Origin of the sequence: Streptomyces sp. NPDC048420, from assembly GCF_040651535.1 — a bacterium.
In the GTDB taxonomy this organism is placed as follows: domain Bacteria; phylum Actinomycetota; class Actinomycetes; order Streptomycetales; family Streptomycetaceae; genus Streptomyces.
Map to the genome: position 1 here is coordinate 1384 of NZ_JBEZKG010000030.1, position 24049 is coordinate 25432.

General features: G+C 69.4%; 21 protein-coding genes and 5 pseudogenes. 17 read left to right on the forward strand and 9 right to left on the reverse strand.

What is annotated here, in order from left to right; translation table 11 throughout:
* Positions 1–146: 146 nt before the first annotated feature.
* Positions 147–998 carry an alpha/beta hydrolase gene (locus AB0D34_RS39305; protein ID WP_362670999.1) on the reverse strand — a complete coding sequence of 284 codons (852 nt, stop codon included), beginning with the start codon at positions 996–998 and terminating at the stop codon, positions 147–149.
* Positions 999–1400: 402 nt separating this feature from the next.
* Here AB0D34_RS39305 and AB0D34_RS39310 point away from each other — a divergent pair, with 402 nt between their 5' ends.
* The 3 genes from AB0D34_RS39310 (at position 1401) to AB0D34_RS39320 (ending at position 2688) form a co-directional block, all read left to right on the forward strand.
* Complete coding sequence (locus tag AB0D34_RS39310; RefSeq protein WP_362671001.1) at positions 1401–2006, forward strand: TetR/AcrR family transcriptional regulator; 606 nt, start codon at positions 1401–1403, stop codon at positions 2004–2006.
* 266 nt (positions 2007–2272) lie between these two features.
* The gene (locus AB0D34_RS39315) at positions 2273–2446 is read left to right on the forward strand and encodes a hypothetical protein (RefSeq protein ID WP_362671004.1); all 174 of its coding nucleotides are present in this window, start codon (positions 2273–2275) and stop codon (positions 2444–2446) included.
* Positions 2443–2688, forward strand: coding sequence for a hypothetical protein (locus AB0D34_RS39320; protein ID WP_362671006.1), 246 nt, complete (start codon positions 2443–2445; stop codon positions 2686–2688). Before AB0D34_RS39315 ends, AB0D34_RS39320 begins: the two co-directional genes overlap by 4 nt.
* 480 nt (positions 2689–3168) lie before the next feature.
* Here the strand turns inward: AB0D34_RS39320 and AB0D34_RS39325 are convergent, their stop codons facing one another.
* Both AB0D34_RS39325 and AB0D34_RS39330 read right to left on the reverse strand, forming a co-directional pair.
* Entirely contained in the window at positions 3169–3663 is a 495-nt protein-coding gene (locus AB0D34_RS39325; protein ID WP_362671009.1) for a flavin reductase family protein, read from the reverse strand.
* A complete protein-coding gene (locus tag AB0D34_RS39330; protein WP_362671011.1) occupies positions 3660–4841 on the reverse strand; it encodes an acyl-CoA dehydrogenase family protein in 1182 nt (393 codons plus the stop codon). The genes AB0D34_RS39325 and AB0D34_RS39330 overlap by 4 nt, the downstream gene beginning before the upstream one ends.
* A gap of 417 nt (positions 4842–5258) precedes the next feature.
* Between AB0D34_RS39330 and AB0D34_RS39335 the strand changes: the two genes are divergently transcribed.
* Positions 5259–6209 (forward strand): helix-turn-helix domain-containing protein, encoded by a 951-nt coding sequence (locus tag AB0D34_RS39335; RefSeq protein ID WP_362671013.1) that lies wholly within the window; start codon positions 5259–5261, stop codon positions 6207–6209.
* 301 nt (positions 6210–6510) lie between these two features.
* Here AB0D34_RS39335 and AB0D34_RS39340 read toward each other — a convergent pair.
* Positions 6511–6816 (reverse strand): annotated as a pseudogene (locus tag AB0D34_RS39340) (PIN domain-containing protein); the annotation flags it as partial.
* Between the two features lie 851 nt (positions 6817–7667).
* Here AB0D34_RS39340 and AB0D34_RS39345 point away from each other — a divergent pair.
* The 4 genes and pseudogenes from AB0D34_RS39345 to AB0D34_RS39360 all read left to right on the forward strand — a co-directional run.
* Complete coding sequence (locus AB0D34_RS39345) at positions 7668–8000, forward strand: MerR family transcriptional regulator (RefSeq protein ID WP_362671014.1); 333 nt, start codon at positions 7668–7670, stop codon at positions 7998–8000.
* 60 nt (positions 8001–8060) lie between these two features.
* Entirely contained in the window at positions 8061–8858 is a 798-nt protein-coding gene (locus AB0D34_RS39350) for a hemolysin III family protein (protein WP_362671017.1), read from the forward strand.
* A gap of 199 nt (positions 8859–9057) precedes the next feature.
* A pseudogene (locus AB0D34_RS39355) lies at positions 9058–10295 on the forward strand (PP2C family protein-serine/threonine phosphatase).
* Positions 10296–10651: 356 nt separating this feature from the next.
* Positions 10652–10765, forward strand: a pseudogene (locus tag AB0D34_RS39360) (carbonic anhydrase); the annotation flags it as partial.
* Positions 10766–10806: 41 nt separating this feature from the next.
* Here the strand turns inward: AB0D34_RS39360 and AB0D34_RS39365 are convergent.
* Positions 10807–11370: a cysteine hydrolase gene (locus AB0D34_RS39365; protein ID WP_362671019.1), complete on the reverse strand. Its 564-nt coding sequence runs from the start codon at positions 11368–11370 to the stop codon at positions 10807–10809.
* Between the two features lie 459 nt (positions 11371–11829).
* Here AB0D34_RS39365 and AB0D34_RS39370 point away from each other — a divergent pair.
* Positions 11830–12003: pseudogene (locus AB0D34_RS39370) on the forward strand (PIN domain-containing protein); the annotation flags it as partial.
* Between the two features lie 1296 nt (positions 12004–13299).
* Here the strand turns inward: AB0D34_RS39370 and AB0D34_RS39375 are convergent.
* Entirely contained in the window at positions 13300–13920 is a 621-nt protein-coding gene (locus AB0D34_RS39375; protein ID WP_362671022.1) for a TetR/AcrR family transcriptional regulator, read from the reverse strand.
* A gap of 104 nt (positions 13921–14024) precedes the next feature.
* On the opposite strand from AB0D34_RS39375, the gene AB0D34_RS39380 reads away from it, so the two are divergent.
* The 3 genes from AB0D34_RS39380 to AB0D34_RS39390 all read left to right on the forward strand — a co-directional run bounded on the left by AB0D34_RS39380 (position 14025) and on the right by AB0D34_RS39390 (position 16547).
* Positions 14025–15422: an MFS transporter gene (locus AB0D34_RS39380; RefSeq protein WP_362671025.1), complete on the forward strand. Its 1398-nt coding sequence runs from the start codon at positions 14025–14027 to the stop codon at positions 15420–15422.
* Positions 15423–15530: 108 nt separating this feature from the next.
* Entirely contained in the window at positions 15531–16058 is a 528-nt protein-coding gene (locus AB0D34_RS39385) for an aspartate carbamoyltransferase (RefSeq protein ID WP_362671027.1), read from the forward strand.
* 54 nt (positions 16059–16112) lie between these two features.
* Complete coding sequence (locus AB0D34_RS39390; RefSeq protein WP_362671029.1) at positions 16113–16547, forward strand: GNAT family N-acetyltransferase; 435 nt, start codon at positions 16113–16115, stop codon at positions 16545–16547.
* Between the two features lie 10 nt (positions 16548–16557).
* Here the strand turns inward: AB0D34_RS39390 and AB0D34_RS39395 are convergent, their stop codons facing one another.
* Positions 16558–17223, reverse strand: a complete 666-nt coding sequence (locus AB0D34_RS39395; RefSeq protein ID WP_362671032.1) for a class I SAM-dependent methyltransferase — start codon at positions 17221–17223, stop codon at positions 16558–16560.
* A gap of 56 nt (positions 17224–17279) precedes the next feature.
* On the opposite strand from AB0D34_RS39395, the gene AB0D34_RS39400 reads away from it, so the two are divergent.
* The 5 genes from AB0D34_RS39400 (at position 17280) to AB0D34_RS39420 (ending at position 20257) form a co-directional block, all read left to right on the forward strand.
* Positions 17280–17615, forward strand: coding sequence for a metalloregulator ArsR/SmtB family transcription factor (locus AB0D34_RS39400; protein ID WP_059205556.1), 336 nt, complete (start codon positions 17280–17282; stop codon positions 17613–17615).
* Positions 17615–18328 (forward strand): cation transporter, encoded by a 714-nt coding sequence (locus tag AB0D34_RS39405; protein WP_362671034.1) that lies wholly within the window; start codon positions 17615–17617, stop codon positions 18326–18328. Before AB0D34_RS39400 ends, AB0D34_RS39405 begins: the two co-directional genes overlap by 1 nt.
* 76 nt (positions 18329–18404) lie before the next feature.
* Positions 18405–19190: a sulfite exporter TauE/SafE family protein gene (locus AB0D34_RS39410; RefSeq protein WP_362671036.1), complete on the forward strand. Its 786-nt coding sequence runs from the start codon at positions 18405–18407 to the stop codon at positions 19188–19190.
* A gap of 387 nt (positions 19191–19577) precedes the next feature.
* Positions 19578–19847 carry a type II toxin-antitoxin system VapB family antitoxin gene (locus AB0D34_RS39415; protein WP_362671038.1) on the forward strand — a complete coding sequence of 90 codons (270 nt, stop codon included), beginning with the start codon at positions 19578–19580 and terminating at the stop codon, positions 19845–19847.
* A complete protein-coding gene (locus AB0D34_RS39420) occupies positions 19844–20257 on the forward strand; it encodes a PIN domain nuclease (RefSeq protein WP_362671041.1) in 414 nt (137 codons plus the stop codon). The genes AB0D34_RS39415 and AB0D34_RS39420 overlap by 4 nt, the downstream gene beginning before the upstream one ends.
* Positions 20258–20978: 721 nt before the next feature.
* Here AB0D34_RS39420 and paaK read toward each other — a convergent pair.
* Both paaK and AB0D34_RS39430 read right to left on the reverse strand, forming a co-directional pair.
* Positions 20979–22331: pseudogene (gene paaK, locus AB0D34_RS39425) on the reverse strand (phenylacetate--CoA ligase PaaK); the annotation flags it as partial.
* A gap of 675 nt (positions 22332–23006) precedes the next feature.
* The gene (locus tag AB0D34_RS39430) at positions 23007–24026 is read right to left on the reverse strand and encodes a carbon-nitrogen hydrolase family protein (protein ID WP_362671043.1); all 1020 of its coding nucleotides are present in this window, start codon (positions 24024–24026) and stop codon (positions 23007–23009) included.
* Between the last annotated feature and the right edge of the window lie 23 nt (positions 24027–24049).

The window sequence follows — 24049 nt, forward strand, 5'->3', positions numbered from 1 at the left end:
GGAGCCCCGGCGCCTCCCCCCCCACTGCCCGGGCTCCCGGGCGCTCCCCGACCCCCAGGGGCCTCGTGCCCCCCCCCGGCTGGCCGGCGGCACTTGCACGATGGGTCGCCGCCCGGGTGCGGGAATCGGCGGCGCGGTCGGCGTCTTCAGGCGGCGAGGAAGTCGGCCACCTGCTTGGTGAAGGCCTTGGCATGCTGGAAGAGGAAGGCGTGGCCGGCGTCGCCGTAGAGGAGGAGGGTGGCATCGGCCAGGTGCTGGACGGCGACGTAGGACGCGTGGGCGGGGACCATCACGTCGTGCAGACCGTTGGCGTACAGGACGGGGTGCTTGATGGACTCCAGTTCGGCCTTGACCTCCTCGAAGGGGGCTGCCAGGAGCTGGCCGATCGCGGCGAGCATGCCCTGCGCCGCCGTCTCGGAGACCGCAGGGCCGCCGGCGGCGAGCCGGGTCGCGACGTGGGCGAAGTGCTCGTGCCCCGAGGCGCGGGCCGCGTCCGTCTCCGGGTAGAACAGGAACAGCGTGTCCTCCAGGTCGGCGTCGGGCTTGGCCATGATGCCCAGGACCTTCTCACTCGCCTCCGGCGCACCGGGCACCCAGCCGGTCGGGCCGCTGCCCGCCACGATGATCTTGCGCACCAGCTCCGGGCGACGCGCGGCGAGGCGCTGGGCCACGAAGCCGCCCAGGGACCAGCCGAGCACGTCGGCCTGCGTGAGGCCGAGGGCCTCGATGAACTCGGCGGCGCCCTCGGCGAATCCGTCGAGGGAGTCGCGCGCCTCGCCGGTGGTGTAACCGACGCCGACGTTGTCGAAGACGATCACGTCGTGGTCGGCGGCCAGGTAGTCCAGGAACTCCGGGTCCCACCAGTCGATGGTCGCCCGGAAACGCTGCAGCAGGACCAGCGGGACGCCGCCCTGCGGACCCATGCGCCGGTAGGTGAAGGTCGCGGAGGGCCCCTCCACGGTGAGGTTCTCGGCCTTGTCTGCCAGATAGGTGCTCATGACGTCCTTCTCTTGTTGGCGGGTGCCGGTCCGTTCTCGCGGGTCTGTAGGGTCGCTGCCCTTGGCCGGCGCTCGACGGAGCGAGCCCGGGTTGTGGATCAGGCCGACTATCCGCTCGGATCGCTCGATCATCGGCTCGCTCCGATCACCTCGGAATCCACTGCGCCGAGCCGCGAGGCGATTGAATTACACTCATAATACTAAGCAGGGGTGACTCGGGCACGCAAGGGGAGTGACCTACAGCGCAAGCCGTCCAGTACGGCGGGGGCCGAGGGGGGTGGCGACCCCGCCTCGGCCGCGCGGGCGCCGGAATCCGCGGCTATTGAATTACGTTCGCAATACAATACATTGGAGGAGCCGCTGGAGGGCGAGTGGCCCACCCGGCACGTAGAGGAGTGTGCGGTGCGATACAGGAGAGAGCACAAGCAGGCCACCAGGCAGAGGATCATCGAGACGGCGGGCCGCCGGTTCAAGGAGGACGGCATCGACGGCTCCGGCATCACGGCGCTCATGAAGGACGCCGGGCTGACCAACGGCGCCTTCTACACCCACTTCACGTCCAAGGACGACCTGGTCGCCACCACGATCGCCGACCAACTGGAGGCCCAGAACGCGACCATCGTCACGCACGCGGAACCAGGCCGCGCCGGCCTCGAACAGATCGTGCGCTGGTACCTGTCCCCCTGGCACCGTGACAGCCGTGACGTCGGCTGCCCCTCCGCCGCCCTGCTCGACGAGATAGGGCGCTGCACACACCCGACCAAGCAGGCCTACACCGAGGGCGTGCTGGTGGTCGCCGACGGCATCGCCGCCCGCCTGGCGCCGGGCGACCCGCTCTCGGTCCGCCCCATGGCACTCAGCGCATACGCCATGATGGCCGGCACGCTCCAGCTCGCACGAGCCCTCGCCGACCCGCAGCTCGCCGATCAAGTCCTCGATCAGGGCATCAACAACGCCCTCACGCTCCTGGGCGTGGAGCACGAAGGGGACACCAGGACGGCGCGCTGACCGGCGTGGACACGGACACTGTGGAGCGCGCCGCCCGCACCACGCCAACATCTCACCTGCGGCGCGGCACCCGTACGGGAAGAGGTGTCCACTCGGCACCCGGAGCTGCACGCAGCCTTGTCCACCCCCTGCGCTCGGGCGCGACGACGTCTTCCGGCTGCTGATCGCAGCCCTACTCGGACCGCTCGGACTGTGGTTGTGCACCCGCACCCGCCACCCGGCCACCGGCCGAAGCCGCCGCACCGTCCCCCACTGCGCTTGCTGCTGTGGCGCTGTGCGTCGGGGTGGTGGGCGGCATCTACGGGATCGGCGGCGGCTCCTTGCTCGCGCCGATCCTCGCCACCCGCGGCCTGGCCCTGGCCCTGGCCCTCACCGCACCGGCCACGTCCGCCGCGACCTTCACCAGTCCGCAGCCGTGTACACCGCACTCGCGCTGGTGAGCACCGGGCCCATCGCACCGAACTGGTGGCTCGGCCTGGCCTGCGGCCTCGGCGGTCTCATCGGCGGCTACCTCGGCGCCGGCCTCCAACCCCACCTGCCCGACCCCCGCTCCGGCTCCGGCTCCGGCTCCGGCTCCGGCTCCGGCTCCGGCTCCGGCTACAGCCCTGATGAACGTGGTGGGCCGTCCATGGGGCCGTTTCCTCTCGGGGGCCGTTCCCTCGCCCCGGTCCTGTCTGCCTGACGCACCGGCATCCGCGCCACCTCCAGTGCCGGCCCGGCACTGGACCGTCCGCGCGGTGGACGGCGTCCCATGCCGCGGAACCAGCAAACGGGACAACGGAATCGGCCCGGAGACACCGTCGCCCGGACACGGCCGCGGCGTCCCAGCCACTGCACGGCCCCTGGGTCTTGGTATCGACCCTCAGGGCAGTCGCCCGGATGGCGAGCGGAAACCTCGATCAACCTCTCCGCCGCAGGTCAGATCAGTTACAGCTCCGCCGACCACCGCCGGACTCCAAACCCATGAGCAGCGGATTCAGGCCGTTCAGGCGAAGTTGACGATCCATTGTCGGCTGGTGCCCATGGCCGTCGCATGGCGAAAAGCACGTCCGGTACGCGACTCGCCCTCACCCGTCGACACAGCAGCGTCCTGTGGGCCCTGATCAGTGGCCGACGGTGCTACCACACCTCACCGGTCACCGACACGCCCTTGACGACGGCATCAGGAAGCCAGGCGCCGAAACCGGCTGCCGTGGAAGACCAGGGGCGCCCGATCGGGTTCAGCCCTCAGGCCGTGGATCTCCAGCAGGACGATCGTGTGGTCCCCTCCAGGGATCTCGGCGTAGAGCGAGCAGTCCAGCCAGAGGTTGGCACCGTGGATGTACACGCTGCCGTCGTCACCCGCCGTCCAGTCAACGCCCGTGAACCGGTCCCCGTCCTTGGCCGCCAGTGAACGGCAGACCGTGTCCTGGTCCTCGGCGAGGACGCTCAGGCCCAGGTGGCTCTGCCTCCGCAGTTTCGGCCAGGTCGTCGAGGTGTCCTGGACGCAGACGGAGACCAGCGCAGGCGCGAGTGAGACCGGGGTGAAGGTGCTCGCGGCCATCCCTACCGGCGTACCGGCGTCCAGGGAGCACACGGCTGTCACGCCGGAGGGAAAGCAGCCGAAGGCCCGACGCAGCACTGCGGGATCCGTCGGCGTCGTGACGAGCGGGCTCATCGGTCGTCCTCCTGACCGGACAGGACCGCGCCCAGGCGCCGCAGCGAGCCGTTGTTGCCGGCCACGTGCTGGGAGACACAGCGAACGTCGCGCCAGCGACGCTGCATGGGGTTGGTGCTGTAGAGCCCCGAGCTGCCCGACAGGGTCATGATCTCGTTGAGAATCCGGATGCCCTCGTGGTGGATGTGCTGGTGGCCGCCGGCGTAGCCGAACCACTCGGTCGAGGTGGGCTCCTCGCCCGCGAGTGCCCGGTCCATGACGGTGCGCGCAGTCTGCTCCAGCAGGGCGTTGAGGGCCGCCGTGCGCAGGTGCAGCTCGGCGAACTTCTCCTGGAACACCGGATCCGCACCGATGACCACCCCGGGGTTGAACGCCGGCCGCTTGGTGGCGGCCAGTTCGGCGAGGTCGTCCAGCGCACCCTCCAGGCAGCCGATGATGACGGCGTCGTGGGAAGCACCGGTGGGGGTGTACGGCAGGTGGTAGAGCGGCGCGGGGATGCTGTTGTCGCCAACCAGAGGGCCCGTGAAGTGCTCGGGCACGACGACGTCGTCCATGGTGAAGTCGGTGCTCTGCGTGGCCCGCAGGCCCACTGCCTCCCAGGTGTCGAGGAAGGTCACCTGCTCGGGGCGGACCAGCGCGACGCGCATGTCGGGCCGCCCGTCCGGCATCGGGGGCGCGCCCTCGACCACGAAGCCGGCGAGCACCCAGTCCGGCGTGAACGAGCCGCTGGCCAGCGGCCAGCGGCCACTGATCCGGTAGCCCCCTTCCACCGGGGTCGCCTTGCCCTTCGGGGCGATCGCGCCACGGAGCATCAGGTCGGCGCCGTTGCCGAAGACCTCTCTCTCCAGCGTCTCCCGGGGCAACGAACGCACGAAATACCAGGCCATCGAGGCCGCCTGGACAGTCCAGCCGGTCGAGCCGTCGGCCCGCGAGATCTCCCGGACCACCTGGGCGCTCTCCACCAGATCGAGTTGTTCACCGCCCCACGCCCTGGGCAGGCTCATCCTGAAGACGCCGGCCTCGCGCAGCGCGGTGATGACCTCCGCGGAAAGCGCACGGGCCGCCTCGGCCTCGGCGGATCGCGCCGCGATCTCAGGCAGATGGGCCCGGACGCGGCCGAGCACGCTGTCCTCGGTTGTCCGGTCCGTTGACGGGGTCGGCTCGAGCAATGTCGTCACGATCGGTCCTCGATGGTCGTTGCGGTCCGGGGGGACCTGGTGCGGCTGATGAGTGGTTGCCTCAACGGCTCGACGAGAAGGGGCTGCCAGGTCCGCCGGAACGCTCCCGCCGCCGGTGCGGCAGTGATGTTCCGGCGGACCTGCTGACGGGGTCGTGTCGTGCTCGTCCTGCACGGACCCCGGCCGATGCCTCCTCGTCACTGCCCGAATGATGTGGGGAGAGGCACATGTCCCGCTTGTATCCGGGAGCACGGGCAACTTGCTCCGCCGAGCACAGCTCCCGGGCGTCGGCGGCGGTCGAAGGATCCGTCGCGCGGACCGGTTGCGGATCGCCTGGACCGGCCTAAAATCCACCTGCCAGGAGGAGGGACGTTCGAGCACGTCTCCACGGGGGTCGGATGCGCCAGGAGGAGCCGCATGCCCCGGATAACGACACCGAGCGATGGCTCAGCCGCCGAGAGACTGGAGTGCTGGCGCGACGCCGTCAGCCAGAACCTGGCACCCCTGGATGTCCTGCCGGGCGGGAGCGCCGACTTCCACGCGTCACTGCACGCCGCGCGGATCGGCCAGGTACAGCTGTCCGTCATCACCGCCGAACCGCACACCATTGCCCGTACCCGTCGGCACATCGGCTCCGACGCGCCGGACGTCGTCCAGCTCACTCTGCAGCTCACCGGGCAGGGCGTGCTCACCCAGAGGGACCGTCAGGCCCGGGTGGGGCCGGGCGAACTGGTGCTCTACGACACTCGCCGTCCCTTCACCTACGAGCTCGAACAGCGCCACAGCGGCCTGGTGCTGATGTTCCCGACGGCCATGCTGAAGATGGCGGAACGTGATCTGACGCGGGTGACGGCGACTTCCGTGTCACGCCACGACGGGCTTGGCCAGGTGGTACTGCCCTTCCTGTACGGGCTGGCTCAGGAGGTGGAGCACCTCGAGTCCCGTGGCACGCCCCGGCTCGCCGGCAACGTGGTCGACCTGATCGGCACCCTGCTCGCGGAGCGCGCCGACGTGGACCGGGCAGCCGAGGACGACGGCCCGGACATGCTCGCCTGGCGCATACTCAGGTACATGGAGCAGCGGCTCACCGACCCCGGACTGACCCCCGAGGGGATAGCGGCTGCCCACCGCATATCCCGCCGCTACCTGTACAAGTTGCTGGCCGAACAGGGACACACCGTCTCGGGCTGGATTCGGGAGCAGCGGCTCGCCCGATGCCTGCAGGATCTCGACGATCCGGCCCTGGACCACCTTCCGGTCGCCGCCATTGGCGGGCGCTGGGGTTTCCCGGACCCGGCCCACTTCAGCCACGCCTTCAAAGCGGCCTACGGCATGAGTCCCCGGGAAGCGCGCGCGGCCCGTCGATGACGTCAGTCGGTCGCAACAGCACCGGAACGGCGGTCATCCTGAGCTGTGCTCCATTCCGACCGCGGCCGCCCGCATCGAGAGGGGCCCCGGGACCTCCGGCGTCCTGTGCTACGAACCCTCACCCTCGCGGTCGTCACGCTCGCCCAGCCACGTCCATGAACCCGTGGGCGCGCGCAGAGCGGACTCATTCAGTCACATCAGTCGGAGGCGTTGACCGCGTCGGCAGCCAAGCCGGGCATGAGCAGGGTCCTCACGGTCCATCGCTGTTGCGATGATCTGGTTGTGTTCCCGCCTCCGGAGATCAGGCTCGTGCGTCTCGCTGCTGGACTTCCTTGAGGACTCCGGCCACCGTCGCGAAGTCATTGTCCACGTGGAGGACGGTGTGCCCATGGTGTACCGCTGTCGCACACACCAACAGGTCGGTCGCTCCCGCCACCCGATACCGGCCCCTCTGGGTCAGTTTGTACTGGGCGATGTCGACCCACCGCCAGGCGTTCTTCGGAACCGGGGAGAGCAGACAGAGCGCGTCCAGTTCCTCGGCCAGCTCATCTCGGTGAAACGGGCTGGTCGCCGAGTACAGGAATTCGGCACGTGTCGGCTCGCAGAGTGCGGCACCGCCTGTCGTGCGAGTTACTCATTCCCGGGAGGCAGGACAGGGGCGTTCACCCAGTCCCCGCTCCAGCGGCGACCCCGCACCCAGGACGGCCGACTGCGTGTCGTCGGTCGCTTCGCCGGGATGCTCCTATCGCCGCGACAGCCGCCACCTCTCCGTCAGGCACGCAGAAAATCTGTGTTGACTGAAGTAGACATTGGGTGGTGGTGTGGCTATGGTTTCTCTCGTAGCTCAGAGAGACAGCAGGGCCTGGCAGACACGAACTGCCCGGCAGGAGTACGTAGTTGCAGTTCGCAGAACGGTGCGGTGGTGGAGTTCCGGAGCCAAGGTTGCAGGACGGTGACGGGGCTGACGACCGGACCGGGTGGCCCGCAGTGATCAGGGGCCGCCGTGAGCAGTACCCAGTAGTGCAGTCAGTGAGCGGTACCTCGGTGAAGGCGTCGGCTGCGGACGCGCGCACCGGGAGGTTCGGCAGTGGGGTTCTGAGCCAGAGCAGATGCAGGACGGGCGACGGGGCCGGCTGCCGAAGAGTGGCGCTGTGACAGGCCACGGAGCAGGTCAGCAGTACGCAGTAGAGCAGTACCAGTATTGAGGGAAATGAACGGAGGAATTGGGCGCCATCAGGATCGCCCGGGCGAAGTCTCGAGTCCGGGTACCGCAGGACATCGATAGCGAGGTGGTCTCCGGTCGAGCAACCGCGATCCCAGCATTCCCGGCAGCAGTTGGGCCGGGTGTGCGGTGACAGAAGGCCGGCGCAGTAGTAGGGCCGGCAGATGGTGTAGCAGTTCCTTCGGGCCCTGGCGCCGTGCGGCGCCAGGGCCCTCCACGCGTTCCAGAGAGGCCAGATGACAGCAGACGACTCGTACGGCCGTCTCGACGACGACGATTACCCCGCCTACACCATGGGCCGGGCCGCCGAGATGCTCGGCACCACACCGGGCTTCCTGCGCGCCATCGGCGAACACCGGCTCATCACCCCGCTGCGCTCCGCAGGCGGACACCGCCGCTACTCCCGCTACCAGCTGCGCATCGCCGCCCGTGCCCGGGAACTCGTCGACCAGGGGACTCCGATCGAGGCCGCGTGCCGCATCATCGTCCTCGAGGACCAGCTCGAGGAAGCCCAGCGCATCAATGCCGAACACCACCGCAATGCAGCCCTGCACACAGCCGCCACCTGATACGCGATCCGTGGTGCCGCGCCCGACCGCACGCTTCCGCCCTTTCAAGAATATGAGCGCATGATCGCCGAAGGCACTGAGCCGCCGTCCCACGGACGGGAGCCCCAGCCCGGCCCGGGCGATCCGCCCGGCACCCTGTGTGTCCCGGCGATGGATGCGTCTCCCGGCGCACCAGGCCGTCAGACTGCCGCACCCGGCCCGGAAGGCGGGGTGGAGCGGGCGGCGGCTGTGCTGAAGCCGAGGATGCGCGGCTGGCTGCACGCCGGCGTCTTCCCCCTGGCGCTGGTCGGCGGCGTCGTTTTGATCGCCGTTTCGCGTACGGGCGCGGCGGTGGCGGCCTGCGCGGTGTACGCGGTGTCGGCCTGCCTGCTGTTCGGTACCAGCGCGGTCTACCACCGTGGAACGTGGGGTCCGCGCGGGGAGGCGGTTCTGCGGCGGCTGGACCACGCGAACATCTTCCTGATCATCGCGGGCACCTACACACCACTGGCGGTACTGCTGCTGCGCGAAGGTCAGCAGAGGGTGCTGCTGACGGTGGTGTGGGCGGGTGCGCTGGCCGGGATGGCCTTCCGCGTCCTGTGGATCGGGGCTCCCCGCTGGTTGTACACGCCGTGTTACATCGCGTTGGGCTGGGTGGCCGTCTTCAATCTGCCCGACTTCGCGCGCTCCGGCGGTGCCGGCGTCGTCGTCCTCGTCATCGCCGGCGGTCTGCTCTACACCGGGGGCGCCGTCGTCTACGGACTCAAACGCCCGGACCCCTCCCCGGCCTGGTTCGGCTTCCACGAGGTCTTTCACGCCCTGACCATCGCCGCCTTCACCGCGCACTACACGGCCATCCTCCTCGCAGCCACCCAGTAGCGGTGTTTGAGGGCAGAAGTCGGGCCCGGTGGTGCATTGTGACCTGTCCGGGTACCGGAATCGGTACTGATCTCCCGCGTCTTTCCGGGCGAAGTCCTGAGCGTCATCGAGCAATGGAGAAATCACTGTGACTGCAGGAGGGTCGGATGGCGGGCAGGTCTCTCGACTTCCCGGGGGCGGGAATGGCCGGGGCAGGGCGATGACGTTGGCGGGGACGTTGGAGGCGGCGGAGGCCGCGGCGCCGGTGGAGTCGCTCGATGTGGTCGCTCGCCTGCTCCAGGAGCGCCTCGGAGCGGTGTCGGTGTCGTTTTTGATCACCGACTTCACCGGCAGTTCGGTTGTGCGGCTGGGGGCAGCGGGCAGCGTTGACACCGACGAACCCGCCCGGCGGATCACGCTGCGGGGCACCCTGTACGACGATGTGATCCGTACCCAGCGGCCGGGCATGCAGGACGAGGGCGAGGGCGCTCTGGTGCGGATCGTGGCCCCGGTGACCAACCGGGGGGACGCCATAGGGCTCCTTGAACTGTTCCTGCCGGCGGCGCCCGACGCGGAGGTGATGCGGGAGATCGGCGAGACCGCGCACGCGCTGGCGTACATCGTCATCGCGAACCGGTCCTTCACCGACGTATACCAGTGGGGACGCCGGACCAAGCCCCTGAGTCTCGCCGCGGAGATCCAGCACCGGCTGCTTCCGGCGTCGCCGGCGTGTGAGGCGGCGCAGTTCGCGGTGGCCGGGGCGCTGGAGCCGGCCGACACGTCGGGGGTGACACCTTCGACTACGCGATCGACCGGGACACGGTCCAGCTCTCGGTCACCGATGCCATGGGTCACGATGTCGAGGCCGCGCTGCTGGCCACCCTCGCGGTGGGCGCCCTGCGCCGGGCGCGGCGGGCCGGTGCCGATCTCGCCGAACAGGCCCGCCAGGCCGACCAGGCGATGCGCGAGCACGGCCACAAGGGCTACGTCACCGGCCAGCTCCTGCGTATCAGCCTGATCGACGGCGCGACCGAGTTCGTCAACGCCGGGCACCCCTGGCCGCTGCGGATACGGGACGGGACGGTGCGGGAGATCACTCCGACTGTCGATCTGCCGTTCGGCTTCGACGCCCCTCACAGCTACCGGATCCAGTCGCTGGACCTGCGTCCGGGCGACCGGCTGGTGATGCTGACCGACGGCATGCTGGAACACAACGCAGGCAGCCTCAACCTGTCCGACCTGATCGTGCGCACCCGCCCGCTGCATCCCCGCGAGGCCGCCCGCACCCTCATCGCGGCGATCGTCGACGCCAACGAGGGCCACCTGCAGGACGACGCGACCGCCATGTGCCTGGACTGGCACGGCACCAACCACTTCGAGCGGGACGCCGCCACCGGCGCCGACCTCACCGACGCCTCACAAGCGTCAGGGACGGGACGGGCCACTCCCGGACAGTGACCCTGGGCGTTCGGTGGCGACCCGGCCAAGCAGCGGAAGGCGCTTGCCGCACGCAGGAACCGCATCGCCGCACGTCCCTCGATCGGCCGCACAGCGCGCGCAGTGCCGTCCTCGTTGTGCGGGTGTGGCAGACGAGCCGAGGGCTGCGGACCAGGAAGGCCAGGCCAGCTGTCCGGCGTGCGCCGCCGGCGGGCCGCACGGGGCGGGACAGGTGCGGCGCGCGCTGAGGAACCGAGCCGAGGCCGCTCTGGCCCGGCACCTGGGGATGATGCCCAATCCGCCAGGGTCGCCCGATCCGGAGACGAGCGAGGCGACCGGGCGGTGCGACGGCTGGTGCCGGCTCGTAGGCTGCGAGCATGAGCGAGATCCAGACTCCGACGCCCTCGGAAGCCTTTGACCTGCTGCTGGCCGGTAACCAACGCTTCGTGACCGGGGCCCCCGAGCACCCGAACCAGGACGGTGAGAGGCGATGCTGTCCTGCCCCGCACACGAGGGTCCGAACGGCCTCCCGCTAGCGCGGTGCTATGGCTTTGAGCCAGTCCTCTACGGCGACGACATCTGCCCACTGCGGGAACAGCTTCTCGATGAGCATCCGGTGCACCTCGGGGTCGATGTCCAGGCAGGCATCCGCCAGGACGGTGAGGCCGAAGTCCAGGTCGATGGCGCGCCACAGGGTGGACAGCACTACAGCGCTGGTGGCGATGCCGGTGAGAACGAGGCTGTCGATATTTCGAGCCCTCAGTACCAGGTCGAGGTCGCTGCCCGAGAACGCGCTCCCCCGCCTCTTGGTAACCACCACGTCGCCCTGCAGGGGCGCAACGTCGTCATGAATCTCGGTGCCAGGCGCGCCCTCGGTGAACAGGCCGGCCCGTACGACGTTTGCCATCACCTTGTTGCGAGGGCTGACTTCCGGATCGCCCGGCCGTAACCCCATCACCACGTAGATCACGGAGATGCCGGCAGCCCGGGCACCGTCGATCGCTCTGCGCAAACGCGGCAGATACCCGGAACCGTCGTCGGCGATGGCCACGACGTCCCGTTGGACGTCCATCACCAGAAGCGCGCTGTTCGCCATGCTTGCCGTCCCTTCTCCATTGCGAAACAAGAGCAAGTCTGGTGGATCAACCGAACTGCGGTGGAGGTTTCGGAGATCCTCAAGCGTCGCGCCGCAGAGCGCCCATGACCCGTGTCAGTTCTCATCGACGTGTTCTTGCCCTGTGATGACCAAGTGCTGTCCAAACTCGGTGACAAGCACTGTCGCCCGTCATGCTGCACGCCCGTGCCGAGCGAGGAGCGGGCCCGCGATCTCGCCCCCCAACGCCGCCCTGTACGGAGATCTGGGACCCCTGCGGCGCGCGGCCAGCCCCGAACCGGTGGCCACCGGTTGAGGCCGGGATGCCAGGGTCTGACGGCCCGGGCTGATCGTGGACGCGAGCGCCCCTTCCAGGCGTGAAAGGGCTGAGTAAGAGTCCCAGGGCGGGCCAAGAGGCCCGTAGGCTCCTGCCGAGAGTCCGCCGTGGTCTCCCGGCAGGGTGTCCAGGAACAACTGACCGCCAAGGGAGAACACCGCAGCGCAGGACCCGTCGATCTTCTGGTGGCCGCCGCAGCAGAAGAAGCGGGACTCACCCTGGTCCACTACGACCGCGACTTCGAAACCATCGCCCGTACAACCGGGCAGCCGGTCCGCACGATCAACCTCAGGCAGTAGAGCTCGCGCGGCACCTACGAGCACCAAGCCTCTGAGCGGCCCGGGCCGCCTGGCGGTCAGTCCTAGGTGACTTGGGTCATCTCCCGACACCCGAGGTCACCGGGCAGCGTTTCTGGACCTTCGTGTCCGGCCAGCGTCCAGAATTCGACGTCCAGACGCTCGCACAGCCCACCCACGACGCCATCCTCCAGCCGTGGGCCGATACGTCCGCGCAGGTCAGAGGGACCTCAACTAACGCTGACGGCAACGGAATCGAACTCACGAGCAGCGGATTCAGCCCCGTGGGCCAACGCCCTGAATGCGCACCCCAGATGAGACGTCTCCGCAGGTCACAGGGGTGCACGGTGGGGCGGGTGGGACTCGAACCCACGGCCGACGGATTATGAGTCCTTTGAGGATCTTGGCGGCCCTTGTCGATCACTGCTCATCTTGGCCGTTTTCCCAGCTCAGAAGGAGTTTGGCACCTCGCCCCTTCTCAGCCCTTGTCAGTCTTTTCCGATCCTTGTGTCCAACCTGCGTCCCGAACGCGTCCTGGAAGGACAAGCCCAACCAGCTTCCGAGACGATCGCCCCAGCTCGGGAGTGCGCCTCGAACTCGCCCGCAGCGCGTCGATCGGATCAGCCGAGGACGTAGGTCTCATCACCGAAGTCGGCGACGATCCTCGCGGTGCAATTCTGGCGCTCGGCCATGCACCGAGGGCCTGGTCGGCGACGCGGTGCATGTCCTCTCGGTTGGCGCCGCCGGCGGCCTGTACGGCGAGGCCCTGCCCGACAGTGTGCACATAGCGGGCGAGGGTTTCCGGGTCGGCGGTGAGTGGCAGGTCGCCCTCGGCCTGGGCTTGTTCGAACTCCGCAGGGCGGCTACTCCGGCCTCGCGGCGTTCGGCCAGGTCGCGGCGGACCGGTTCGCTTTCCGGGCCGACGGCCAGCGCGGACTGCACCAGCAGGCAGCCGCGCGGGCAGCCGGGCGCGGTGTGGGCCTCCACGCCTCCGTGCAGCATCGCTTCGGCCACCTGCCGGGCGGTGAGCAGCTCAAGTGCCGGGGCCACAAAGGCTCTTCGGAAATAGGCCGCCGACGACCCTGCGGGGCCGACGCCCGCGCCGCCCCGGCCCCTGTACGGCCCCTGGGTCTCTACATCGGCCCCCAAGGCAGTCGCCCGGACCGCGAGCGAGCCACCATTGGGAGTGATGCGCGGAGGGAGGCCCACCCCCGTGTACGTCGAGCGGTCAAGTCACCGGGACAGAAGCCTGGCCTGGTAACCGCGGACTCTCCAAGGTTCGCAGCTCTTCGCTTCGGGTTACGTGCGGGCCCCGCCGCCGGTCTCGGGTACCGGTGTGCCCGGGGGCGTGAAGGCGGCGAGGACCGTGGCCGTGATGTGGTCGGCGGCGCGGTCGGAGGTGAGACGGCCGGCGCGGATCTCCTCTGCCGCACTGTGCATGACCGTGTGCAGGACACTGACCATCCAGGCGATCGGCAGGTCGGTACGGAAGGCTCCCTCGGCGCGGCCGCGGGCGACCAGCGCCTCGACCCGGGCGGCGGGCCCGGCATGGAGTTCGCGGATGCGTCCGGCGGAGAGTTCCCGCTGCGCGGCGGCGAGCAGCGCCCGTGCCTCGTCCACCAGGTGCCAGCCCGCCTCGATGTACCGGGCCAGGGCGAGCAGCGGATCACCGGCCAGGTCAACCGTGTCCAGCGCCTCGTTGCCCCGGTTGATGGCGCGGCTCATCGCCGCGTCGACGACCTCCGCCCGGGAGGCGAAGTGCGCATACAGCGTCACCCGGCCCACGCCCGCAGCCCGGGCGATCTCGCTCAGGCTCGCCTCGGGGTTGCGTCCGAGGCATTCGGCGGCGGCCTGCACGATCGCCTCGATGCTGCGCAGGGCGTCGGCGCGCTTGGTGGCTGTGGAGTTCTTGCTGCCCATACACCCACGGTACCCCACTAAGTCGTACAGGCCTGTTTGGCTTATACCCCCCGGGCGTATAACGTGAACGCACCTGTACGACTTAACGACGAGGGGTGAGCGTCATGAGCGACACGGAAACCACCACCACACGCGCACCGGATGCACCGCATCCGCTGCGCTGGACGGTCCTGGCGCTGCTGGGGCTGGCCCAGCTGATGCTGATCCTCGACATCACCGTGGTCGCGATCGCACTGCCTGACATGGGCGTGGAACTGGACCTGGACCGCGCGGCGCTGACCTGGGTGGTCAGCGGATACGCCCTCACGTTCGGGAGTCTGATGCTGCTCGGCGGGCGGGCCGCGGACCTGTTCGGTCCCAAGCGGGTCGTCCTGGCCGGGCTCGCCGTGTTCACCGCTGCGTCACTGGCCGCCGGACTCGCCACCGGCGCCCCGCTGCTGCTCGCCGCTCGAATCGCCCAGGGGGCGGGTGCCGCGATGCTCTCGCCCGCCGCGCTGTCGGTGGTGGTGCGGCTGTTCGATGGGGACGAGCGCAACCGTGCGCTGGGCATCTGGTCGGCGCTCGGCGGCGGGGGCGCCGCGCTCGGCGTGCTGCTGGGCGGGCTGATCACGGCAGGTCCGGGCTGGGCCTGGGTCTTCTTCGTCAACGTCCCCGTCGGCCTGGTCGTCCTCGTCTCGCTCGCCCGGATCCTGCCGAGTCTGCCCCGAGCGGGCACCGGCTCCCTCGACATACCCGGCGCCATCCTGGTCGCTGCCGCGACCGGCGCCCTCATCTACGCCCTGATCCGTGCCGGTGACCACGGCTGGCTCGACATCGTCACCGTTGTCCTGGTCGCCGCCGCGGCAGCCGCCTACGCGGTTTTCGCCCTCTGGCAACGCCGGGCGGCGGCACCGCTGATGGACCTGCGTCTGCTCGGCCGACGCCCGGTGGTGGCGGGCACCTTCGTGATCGCTGTCACCACGGCACTGATGGTGGGGGCCTTCTTCCTGGGCTCCTTCTACCTCCAGAACCGCCAGGGCCACGGTGCCCTGATGACCGGCGTGCTGTTCCTGCCGGTGGCGCTGCTGACCATGGCCGCCGCCGCAGCCGCCGGCCGCGTGATCGGCCGTCTGGGAGCACGGCTGCTGGCTGTGCTCGGCCTGGCTGTCGCAGCCGCCGGGTTCCTCGTTCCGGTGCTGTGGTCCGGAACCACGGCGATGGTCACCGGCGTGAGCATCGCCGCGGCGGGACTGGGCGCCTTGTTCGTCGTCGCCTCCGCCACCGCACTCACCACCGTGGCCCCCCACGAGGCCGGCGTGACGTCGGGCATCGTCAGCACCTTCCACGAGTTCGGCGCCTCGGCCGGCGCCGCGGCCGTCTCCAGCGCCGCCGCCACAAGCATCGCCGCCCACACCGGCACCCAGACGGCCTCCGGCTTCGACAACGCGTTCCTCGTCGCCACCGGCCTGGCCGCGGCCTCCGCCGTCATCGCTCTGTGGCTGATCCCCGCCAAGCACCAGTAAGCCCAAGCCGATGACCAGCCCGATGCGCCCTGTTGGTCACCGCACTACATCGATCCCACAACGGAGCCGGCGTACCGCACGCCCTCGACAGGCTCACGGAGGCACTGGATGAATCACCGCAAGCGTCGGCTGCTGACAACTGGCATCACCGCGGCAGGTGTTGGCGCGGCACTGGGCATAGCCCTCCTGATCAGCGGCACACATCAAGAGCGCGACAACGGGCAGACCCGCCGGCAGGAGGCGGTCGCCGAACGCGGCCGGACCGTGATGCCCTTCGACCTCGAAGAGACCACCCACCTCTTCACCCCCGCCGAGACGGGCGGGGTCCAGGATGTCGTCGCCGACCAGCCCGACGACGCCAAACAGATCGACCTCATACGCACCCACCTCCAGCAGGAGGCCAAGGCGTTCGGCCAGGGAGACTTCGGCGACCCCGCCCAGATCCACGGCGACAGCATGCCGGGCCTTGCGATTCTGGAAGAGGGCTACAAACGCATCGAAGTCCGCTACCGGGAACGGCCCGACGGGGCCACCCTCACCTACACCACCGAAGAGCCCTCGCTGGTGGACGCCCTGCACGACTGGTTCGAAGCACAGCTCAGCGACCACGGCGACCACGCCGGAACCGGACACTGACCAACGAGACGAGCACCGCGGCAGGCCGTTGCCGCACACATCGCACGATCGGAAGTGGACAGCTTGGACGACCCGTACGAGTTGAGCGAGGGCGTGCCTTCCGTGACAGTCTTCCGCCGCCTGCGCACCGATGCCGGCCTCTCGGACAAGGCCCCAGAAGCGGTGGCGCTCGCTCTGCCCAACACCTGGCACGGGGTGGTCCTCCACCACGAGGGGAAGCCCATCGGCATGGGGCGGATCATTGGTGACGGCGGTACCGCGTTCCAGATCGTCGACGTGTGCGTACACCCCGCCCATCAGGGCCGCGGCCTCGGCAGGCGCATCATGGTCGCGCTCACCGAGGAACTGGAGCGCCGGGCGCCCGCGACCGCCTACGTCTCACTGATCGCGGACGGCCCCGCACGCGTCCTCTACGAGAAGTTCGGCTTCGCCGACACCGCCACGCACGACTCGATCGGCATGTACCGCGTGATGGGCGCCTGCGCCTGATCCCGCGCCTTCACCGAGGCAGGGTCTGAGTGATGCGCCACAGCCGGCGCGGCAGATCGCCCTCTTCGAAGGCGTGTACCTCGTTCAGGGTCCAGCCGCCGGCGAGAGCGTCGACCAGGGCCCGGTCGAAGAAGTGCACGGCGAAGCCGCCGTGCTCGTAGATGTGGTCACCGTGAGCGGCACCGGTGCCGTAGTGAGCGTCGCCGGTGTGACGGACGGTGTAGACGAAGGCGCCGCCGGGCCGCAGCACCCGGCCGACCTCCCCGACAAGAGCGTGGATCTCCTTCGTCGACAGGGCCATGCACAGCAGCATGTGCGCGAACACCGCGTCCACCGAGGCGTCCGGCAGAGGCAGCGGGTCGCGGACGTCGTGCACGACGGCGGTCACACGATCGGCCACCCCCTGCTGTCGGGCAGCGGCCCGCAGCTGGTCGAGGCCGGTGGCGGAGAAGTCGGTGGCCTGGACGCTGAAGCCCTCGCGGGCGAAGTACAAAGCGTCGCGGCCATGGCCGGCCCCGAGCTCGACAACGTCACGGGCCCCGGCGGCACGGAAGACGCCGACGGCGTGCACGGCCGCAGTCGAGGGCTCCTCCCCGTACATGCCGGGATGCGCGGTGTACGTCTCCTGCCAGTGCATCTGCTGCGCGTCGGCCAGGTCCTGCCTGTCGTCCGTCATGAACGCCACCATAGTCCACTGTTTCTTGAATTCAGGATTCACTGTACTGTCATGGTGTGCTGACCGTTGCCTCCGACATCGACGTGCTGGCCCGCTTCGGCCGCGCGCTCGCCGATCCCATCCGCTGCCGCATCCTGCTCGCCCTGCGCCAGGCCCCCGCCTACCCGGCCGACCTCGCCGACCAGCTCGGCATCTCCCGCACCCGGCTCTCCAACCACCTGGCCTGCCTGCGCGACTGCGGCCTGGTCATCACCGCGCCCGACGGCCGCCGCACCCGCTACGAACTCGCCGACGAACGCCTCGGTCACGCCCTCGACGATCTGCGCGCCGCAGTGGTCGCGGTGGAGGCGGACAAGACCTGCCCGGATGCGGAGTCGAAGGGCTGTTGCTGATGACCGCGATATCCCTCGGGCCCTCCCCGGCCCGCCGCGAGACGCTCACCCGCCGCATACGTCTGCTGGTCACCGCGACGATCACCTACAACGTCATCGAGGCGGCCGTCGCCCTCACCGCCGGCACGATCGCCTCCTCCACCGCGCTGATCGGCTTCGGCCTGGACTCCGTCATCGAGGTATCCTCCGCCGCCGCGGTCGCCTGGCAGTTCTCCGCCCGCGAGCACGCCGTACGCGAAGCCCGCGAGAAGACCACCCTGCGGATCATCTCGGTGTCGTTCTTCCTGCTCGCCGCCTACGTCACCGCCGACGCCGTCCGCGCCCTCACCGGCACCGGCGAGGCCGAACGCTCCCTGCCCGGCATCGTCCTGGCCGCCCTCTCCCTGGCGGTGATGCCGTTCCTGTCCGCCGCCCAGCGGCGTACCGGACGCGAACTCGGCTCCGCCTCCGCGGTCGCCGACTCCAAGCAGACCCTGCTGTGCACCTACCTCTCGGCCGTACTCCTGGCCGGCCTGATCCTCAACGCCACCCTCGGCTGGTCCTGGGCCGACCCCATCGCTGCCCTGGTCATCGCCGCCATCGCCGTCAAGGAAGGACGCGACGCCTGGCAGGGCAAAGGCTGCTGCACCCCGACAGCCACCCCCGCGCCCGCCGCGTCGCACAACGACGCGGACGCGTGCGGCTGCCGGCCCGGCTGCACCTGCTGCCCATGAACATCGTGTTGCAGGAGGGCCACATGGCCGCCCGACGCACTGATACTGACCGGGCGAGCGACGAGCGGGGGCAACGGTGGACTGGACAGTGCCGGGCGGGCTGGCCGCCGGCCTGCTGATCGCGACCGTGACCGCCCCCGTCGGCGTGTCCGGCGCGGTGTTCCTCCTCCCGGTCCAGCTGAGCGTCTTCGGCGTGCCCAACCCAGCCGTCACGCCGACCAACCTGTTGTTCAACGTCGTCGCCGGACCCGGCGCCCTGTGGCGCTACCGCCACGACGGCGCCCTGCGCGGCGACCTCACGCGGCGCCTGGTGCTGGGCACGCTGCCCGGCGTCGTACTCGGCGCCGCCATCCGTGTCTTCGCCCTCCCCGGCCCGGACGTCTTCCGGCTCCTGATCGCCACCCTGCTGCTGCCGCTCGGCCTGTGGCTGTGCCTGCGAACCCTCGCCCCGGCACGCCATCGCCCGCCGCACGCGGGCGAGCTGCCCCCACGTACCCTCACCGGCCTCGCCCTGACAGTCGGAGTGATCGGCGGCATCTACGGCATCGGCGGCGGCTCCCTCCTCGGCCCGATCCTCGTCGGGCGCGGCCTGCCCGTCGCCCGCGTCGCCCCGGCCGCGCTCGCCGCCACCTTCGCCACCTCCCTCGTCGGCGCCGCCGCCTACGCACTGCTGTCGCTCGTGAGCACCGGGGACGTGGCCCCCGACTGGTGGCTCGGGCTCGCCTGCGGCACCGGCGGACTGATCGGCGGCTACCTTGGCGCACGCCTTCAACCTCGCCTGCCCGAACGGGTCCTACGCCTCCTGCTCGGCACCCTCGCCGCAGCCCTCGGCGCCTTGTACGCCGGTCAGACCCTGAACTGAATGCCGGTTGGGGATCGACGACGGAGGTCTCACAACGGGCACTTGGCATTGGACAACGGCCAAGAACAAACCCTGTCCACAACTCTCGCTCATCGGTCCCATGCACACGGGGACAGCTCCGGCATCCACACTCTGGGGACGGCACGGACCTCGCGTCGGCCCCGCGCGGGCTGGGCTTGCCCCCGCCCCCCGCGCCGAAGGACGAGCACCCCGTTACGGAACGGGGTGAACGTCCACAGTCGCCTCCGCGCACCCCGAGTGTCCCTTCGTACCGTTCCTGTACGGGCCGTTTCCATGCAAACGGTTGCGGATCCGCACCATGGGATATACAAAAGATCTTGTACCTTGATACACTTCGCCTTATACGCGCAGTGGAGGAGGCCGACCATGAGTCGGACGGTCATTGATCTCGACGACGAGGCACTGGAAGCAGCTGCCAGAGAGCTCGGCACCTCTACCAAACGCGACACCATCAACACCGCGCTGCGGGAAGTCACGGCCCGCTACCGGCGTTTGCGAGCACTCGACGAGGCCCGCGAACTTGTGGCCGAAGGCGCTCTGGACATCGACCTACTGCTGGACAAAAGCGCATACCGCTCCACGAGCGCGGGCGCGGGCGCGGGGGACGATGACCGCGGCGCGGGAGCGCACGAGTGACAGTCGCCGACTACCTCATCGACACCTCCGCCCTCGCCCGCGTCCTCCTCCGCCATAACACGGCCGAATGGGACGACAGGATCGCCGCCGGCCTCGTCGCGATCTGCGACCTCACCGAACTGGAAGTCCTCTACTCGGCCCGTTCGGCCACGGACCGCGCCCGCTTGAAGTCGGCACTCGACGCCCACTACGCCTGGTGCCCCATGCCCGACGGCGTCTACCGCCGCTCCCGCGTCATCCAGGAAGAGTTGACCGCCAAGGGAGAACACCGCAGCGCGGGCCCCGTGGACCTCCTGGTGGCCGCAGCCGCGGAAGAAACGGGACTCACTCTGCTCCACTACGACCGCGACTTCGAAACCGTCGCCCGCACGACAGGGCAGCCGGTCCGCACGATCGACCTCAGGCAGTAATGCTCGCGCGGTACCGACGGGCACCGAGCTTCTGACCGACCTGGCCGCCTGGCGGTCAGCCCACTGTGGCCTGGGCCGTCTCCCGACACCCAGGAGTCACCGGACGACACCACTTCCGGATCCTCGCGTCCAGCCAGCGTCCAGAATTCGACGTCCAGACGCTCGCACAGCCCACCCACGACGCCATCCTCCAGCCGTGGGCCGATACGTCCGCGCAGGTCAGAGGGACCTCAACTAACGCTGACGGCAACGGAATCGAACTCACGAGCAGCGGATTCAGCCCCGTGGGCCAACGCCCTGAATGCGCACCCCAGATGAGACGTTTCCGCAGTTCACAGGGGTGCATGGTGGGGCGGGTGGGACTCGAACCCACGGCCGGCGGATTATGAGTCCTTTGGGGATCTTGGCGGTCCTTGCCGATCAGTGTCCGTTAGTGACGTTTTTGCAGGTCAGACTAGTTGTGCCGCGTCTCCGCGCCTCCGTCTTTGTCGGTCTGTTCCTCTCCTTGCGTCCCAACTGCGTCCCGACACCACCTCCGGGCGGCCAGGAACACCGGCCTATCGGGTGAAAGCGCCAGCTCGGAGGTGGTTTTCGAACCCGTCCGCAGCGGATTTCCCTTCCAGCGCACAGAGGCTCCACCCCGGCAGTCGGGGCGGATCCTCTGAGGCTTGTCGTAGGTCAGGGCGTCTCCGCGGATCACAGGTAAGGTGGAGCGACCTTCAGCCTTCCGCAGGTCGTGGACCCGGCGTAGCTTGCCGAGGGATCGCTCCAGGGTCTCCGGATCGACGATCTCCACCTCGACGGTGACGCCCACGCCGTCCTTCACGTCATCGGCGATCCTGCTGGCTGCGGCTTCCCGCTGCTCCGGGCCGGTGCCGGGGTGGGCCTCGACGAGAACGGTCATGTGGTCCAGACGGCCGCGCCGGCTCAGCTGGATCTGGAAGTGCGGGGCGAGGCCGGGTGTGCGCAGCACGACTTCCTCGATCTGGCTGGGGAAGACGTTCACTCCGCGCAGGATGATCATGTCGTCCGAGCGGCCGGTGATCTTCTCGATGCGGCGGAAAGCGGGCCGGGCGGTGCCGGGCAGCAGCCGGGTCAGGTCGCGGGTGCGGTAGCGGATGATCGGCAGGGCCTCCTTGGTGAGGGAGGTGAAGACCAGTTCGCCCTCCTCGCCCTCGGGCAGGACCATGCCGGTGACCGGGTCGACGACTTCGGGGTAGAAGTGGTCCTCCCACACGTGCAGTCCGTCCTTGGTCTCCACACACTCCTGCGCCACCCCCGGGCCGATCACCTCGGACAGGCCGTAGATGTCGACAGCGTGGAGGTCCATGCGTTCTTCGATCTCGCGGCGCATCTCCTCCGTCCACGGCTCGGCGCCGAAGATGCCCACCTTCAGGGTGCTGGTGCGCGGATCGATGCCCTGCTTCTCGAACTCGTCGAGGACGGTGAGCATGTAGGACGGGGTGACCATGATGATCTCGGGCTTGAAATCCTGGATGATCTGAACCTGGCGTGCGGTCATGCCTCCCGATGCGGGGATCACGGTACATCCGGCCCGCTCGGCACCGTAATGCGCGCCGAGGCCGCCGGTGAACAACCCGTAGCCGTAGGAGATGTGCACCTTGTGGCCGGGGCGGCCGCCGGCCGCGCGGATCGAGCGGGCGACGACGTCCGCCCACATGGACAGGTCGTTCTCGGTGTAGCCGACTACGGTGGGGCGCCCGGTGGTGCCGCTGGAGGCGTGAAGACGGCGGATTCGGTCCATGGGGACGGCGAACATGCCGAAGGGGTAGGTGTCGCGCAGGTCGGCCTTGGTGGTGAAGGGGAAGCGGGACAGGTCCTCCAACGAGCGGCAGTCGTCGGGATGGACCCCGGCCTCGTCGAACTTCTTCCGATACAGCTCCACGCTGGCGTAGGCGTGCTGGAAGGTCTTCCGCAGACGATCGAGCTGGAGTTCTTTCAGCTGGTCGCGGGTGAGGTGCTCGCCGTCGTCCAGCAGCTCGTGGGGAAGCGGCTCGCCCAGGCGGGTCGGGCGCGGTCTCCGGGTCGTCGCAGCCGTCGGTTCGGTGGTCATCGCGACTCCTTCGTGGTCGTGCTTGGCGTCCTGGTCGCCGTCGTGTCTCTGGAACGCTCACCTCTTGGGATGCCGCTGCGGCCGAACCAGGGCGTTCCTCGGCGTATGCCACGAGGACGTCCCCTCGTACGCCGGAGCCGCGCACCCGGATGACTGTGACCCTGGCGATGGTGAACGGCCACCGGATCGCCCACGGCGGATACCTTCCTGTTCGCCGACACAGCCTGCGGCGGTCCCCTCGCCGTGTTCGGGGCACTTCGATGCCAGACGCCTCGTCGCCGACGAGCATCGCTTCCGTGGGAGTCGCCGTGTCAGTTGCCTGTGTCACCTCTTCCACATCTGCCTCCCGACCGATTGTTCGGTCAGCGTCAGCCGTGACGAGTACGCACTGTCGGGCCTCTCCTGCGGCACAGCAACCGGTGTGGCGGCCGGCTGTCGGTCGGGCATCCTGATCACCAGTCGGACCCGTGGACGGCGAGGGGGTATGCCGTCGGGCTGCCTTCTCCAGGCTGGCCCGCCCGCAGGGGATGATCTGGCTTCCGACGCACAGCGGCGCCGCTCCTGAGGAGAAGCCGCGCCCCTGCAGCACTGAGTTGTTTTCCGCTCGCGAGCGTGATCGTCGGACGGGACTCGCGAGCCGCGACGGTGCCGATCTCGCGCCGACAGCGATCCCCGTCAGGCCTGGGCCGTCTCCGGTTCCGGCAGGGAGGGTTCCTGGAAGATCTCCGCGAGGGGGGCCGTCTGCTCGACCGGGCGTCGTGGGGTCGTGTTCAGCAGGAGTCGGGTCACATCGGGGCGGGAGTAGTGACCGACGGGGTCGGCGGCTGCCTTGGCCACGGCGATGGCGGACAGGTCGATGTCGGCATAGAGGATGCCTTCGGCGTCTTCCGGTAGCGGATCGGCCAGGGGCCGGCCGTCGGGGCCGTAGATCCGGGCGAAGCCGCCGCCGCGTTGCAGCAGTTGCTGCTTGACGGGGTCGTCACCGCAGAACAGGTCGATGGCCGCGTCGCCGACGATCGCGCAGGGGGCGAGAACGAAGACCTGCCCTTCGACGGCGTAGAGCTGGGAGGCTGCCGTGTTGACCTCGGGGCCGAGGGCGTAGGCGGCCCCCTTGTAGACCGAGAAGCTGGGCCAGGCGGCCACGTGCACCTGCTCGTGCTGGCTGAACATGGCGTACTTCGTGAGCGGCTGCAGGTGCTCCCAGCAGCACAGCCCGCCGATGCGGCCCAGCGGGGTGTCGTGGACGGCCAGGTCGGAGCCGTCGCCCTCGCCGAAAACGGTGCGCTCGACGTGGGTGGGCTTGAGCTTGCGGCGGGCGTGGACGAGTTCGCCGTCGGCGGAGATCAGCGCCTGACCCATGTACAGGCTGCCACCGCTGCGCTCGCTGAAGCCGGCGACGACGGCGATGGCGTTGGTGCGTGCGGCATCCAGCAGGCGTGCGAAGCGCGGCCCGTCAAGTGTGAGCGAGTTCTCGTGATAGCGGCCGAAGAAGGCGAAACCCGCGGCGGGGGAATCCAGCCACAGCCACCACGGGTAGCCGGGGACGAAGGTTTCGGGGAAGGCGATGAGCTGCGCTCCGGCCCTGGCGGCCTCTTCGATCAGGGCGATGCTCTTTTCGATCGTGGCGTCGGCGTCCAGCCACACCGGCTCTGCCTGGATCGCGGCGGCTTTGAAGGCACCCGTGTAGTCGACCATGTGTTCTCTCCTCTTCCTTGCCC

Coding starts and splice junctions, on each gene's coding strand:
- AB0D34_RS39305 (WP_362670999.1), bottom strand. CDS start 998: ATGAGCACCTATCTGGCAGACAAGGCCGAGAACCTCACCGTGGAGGGG.
- AB0D34_RS39325 (WP_362671009.1), bottom strand. CDS start 3,663: ATGAGCCCGCTCGTCACGACGCCGACGGATCCCGCAGTGCTGCGTCGG.
- AB0D34_RS39335 (WP_362671013.1), top strand. CDS start 5,259: ATGCCCCGGATAACGACACCGAGCGATGGCTCAGCCGCCGAGAGACTG.
- AB0D34_RS39345 (WP_362671014.1), top strand. CDS start 7,668: ATGACAGCAGACGACTCGTACGGCCGTCTCGACGACGACGATTACCCC.
- AB0D34_RS39350 (WP_362671017.1), top strand. CDS start 8,061: ATGATCGCCGAAGGCACTGAGCCGCCGTCCCACGGACGGGAGCCCCAG.
- AB0D34_RS39365 (WP_362671019.1), bottom strand. CDS start 11,370: ATGGCGAACAGCGCGCTTCTGGTGATGGACGTCCAACGGGACGTCGTG.
- AB0D34_RS39375 (WP_362671022.1), bottom strand. CDS start 13,920: ATGGGCAGCAAGAACTCCACAGCCACCAAGCGCGCCGACGCCCTGCGC.
- AB0D34_RS39380 (WP_362671025.1), top strand. CDS start 14,025: ATGAGCGACACGGAAACCACCACCACACGCGCACCGGATGCACCGCAT.
- AB0D34_RS39385 (WP_362671027.1), top strand. CDS start 15,531: ATGAATCACCGCAAGCGTCGGCTGCTGACAACTGGCATCACCGCGGCA.
- AB0D34_RS39395 (WP_362671032.1), bottom strand. CDS start 17,223: ATGACGGACGACAGGCAGGACCTGGCCGACGCGCAGCAGATGCACTGG.
- AB0D34_RS39405 (WP_362671034.1), top strand. CDS start 17,615: ATGACCGCGATATCCCTCGGGCCCTCCCCGGCCCGCCGCGAGACGCTC.
- AB0D34_RS39415 (WP_362671038.1), top strand. CDS start 19,578: ATGAGTCGGACGGTCATTGATCTCGACGACGAGGCACTGGAAGCAGCT.
- AB0D34_RS39430 (WP_362671043.1), bottom strand. CDS start 24,026: ATGGTCGACTACACGGGTGCCTTCAAAGCCGCCGCGATCCAGGCAGAG.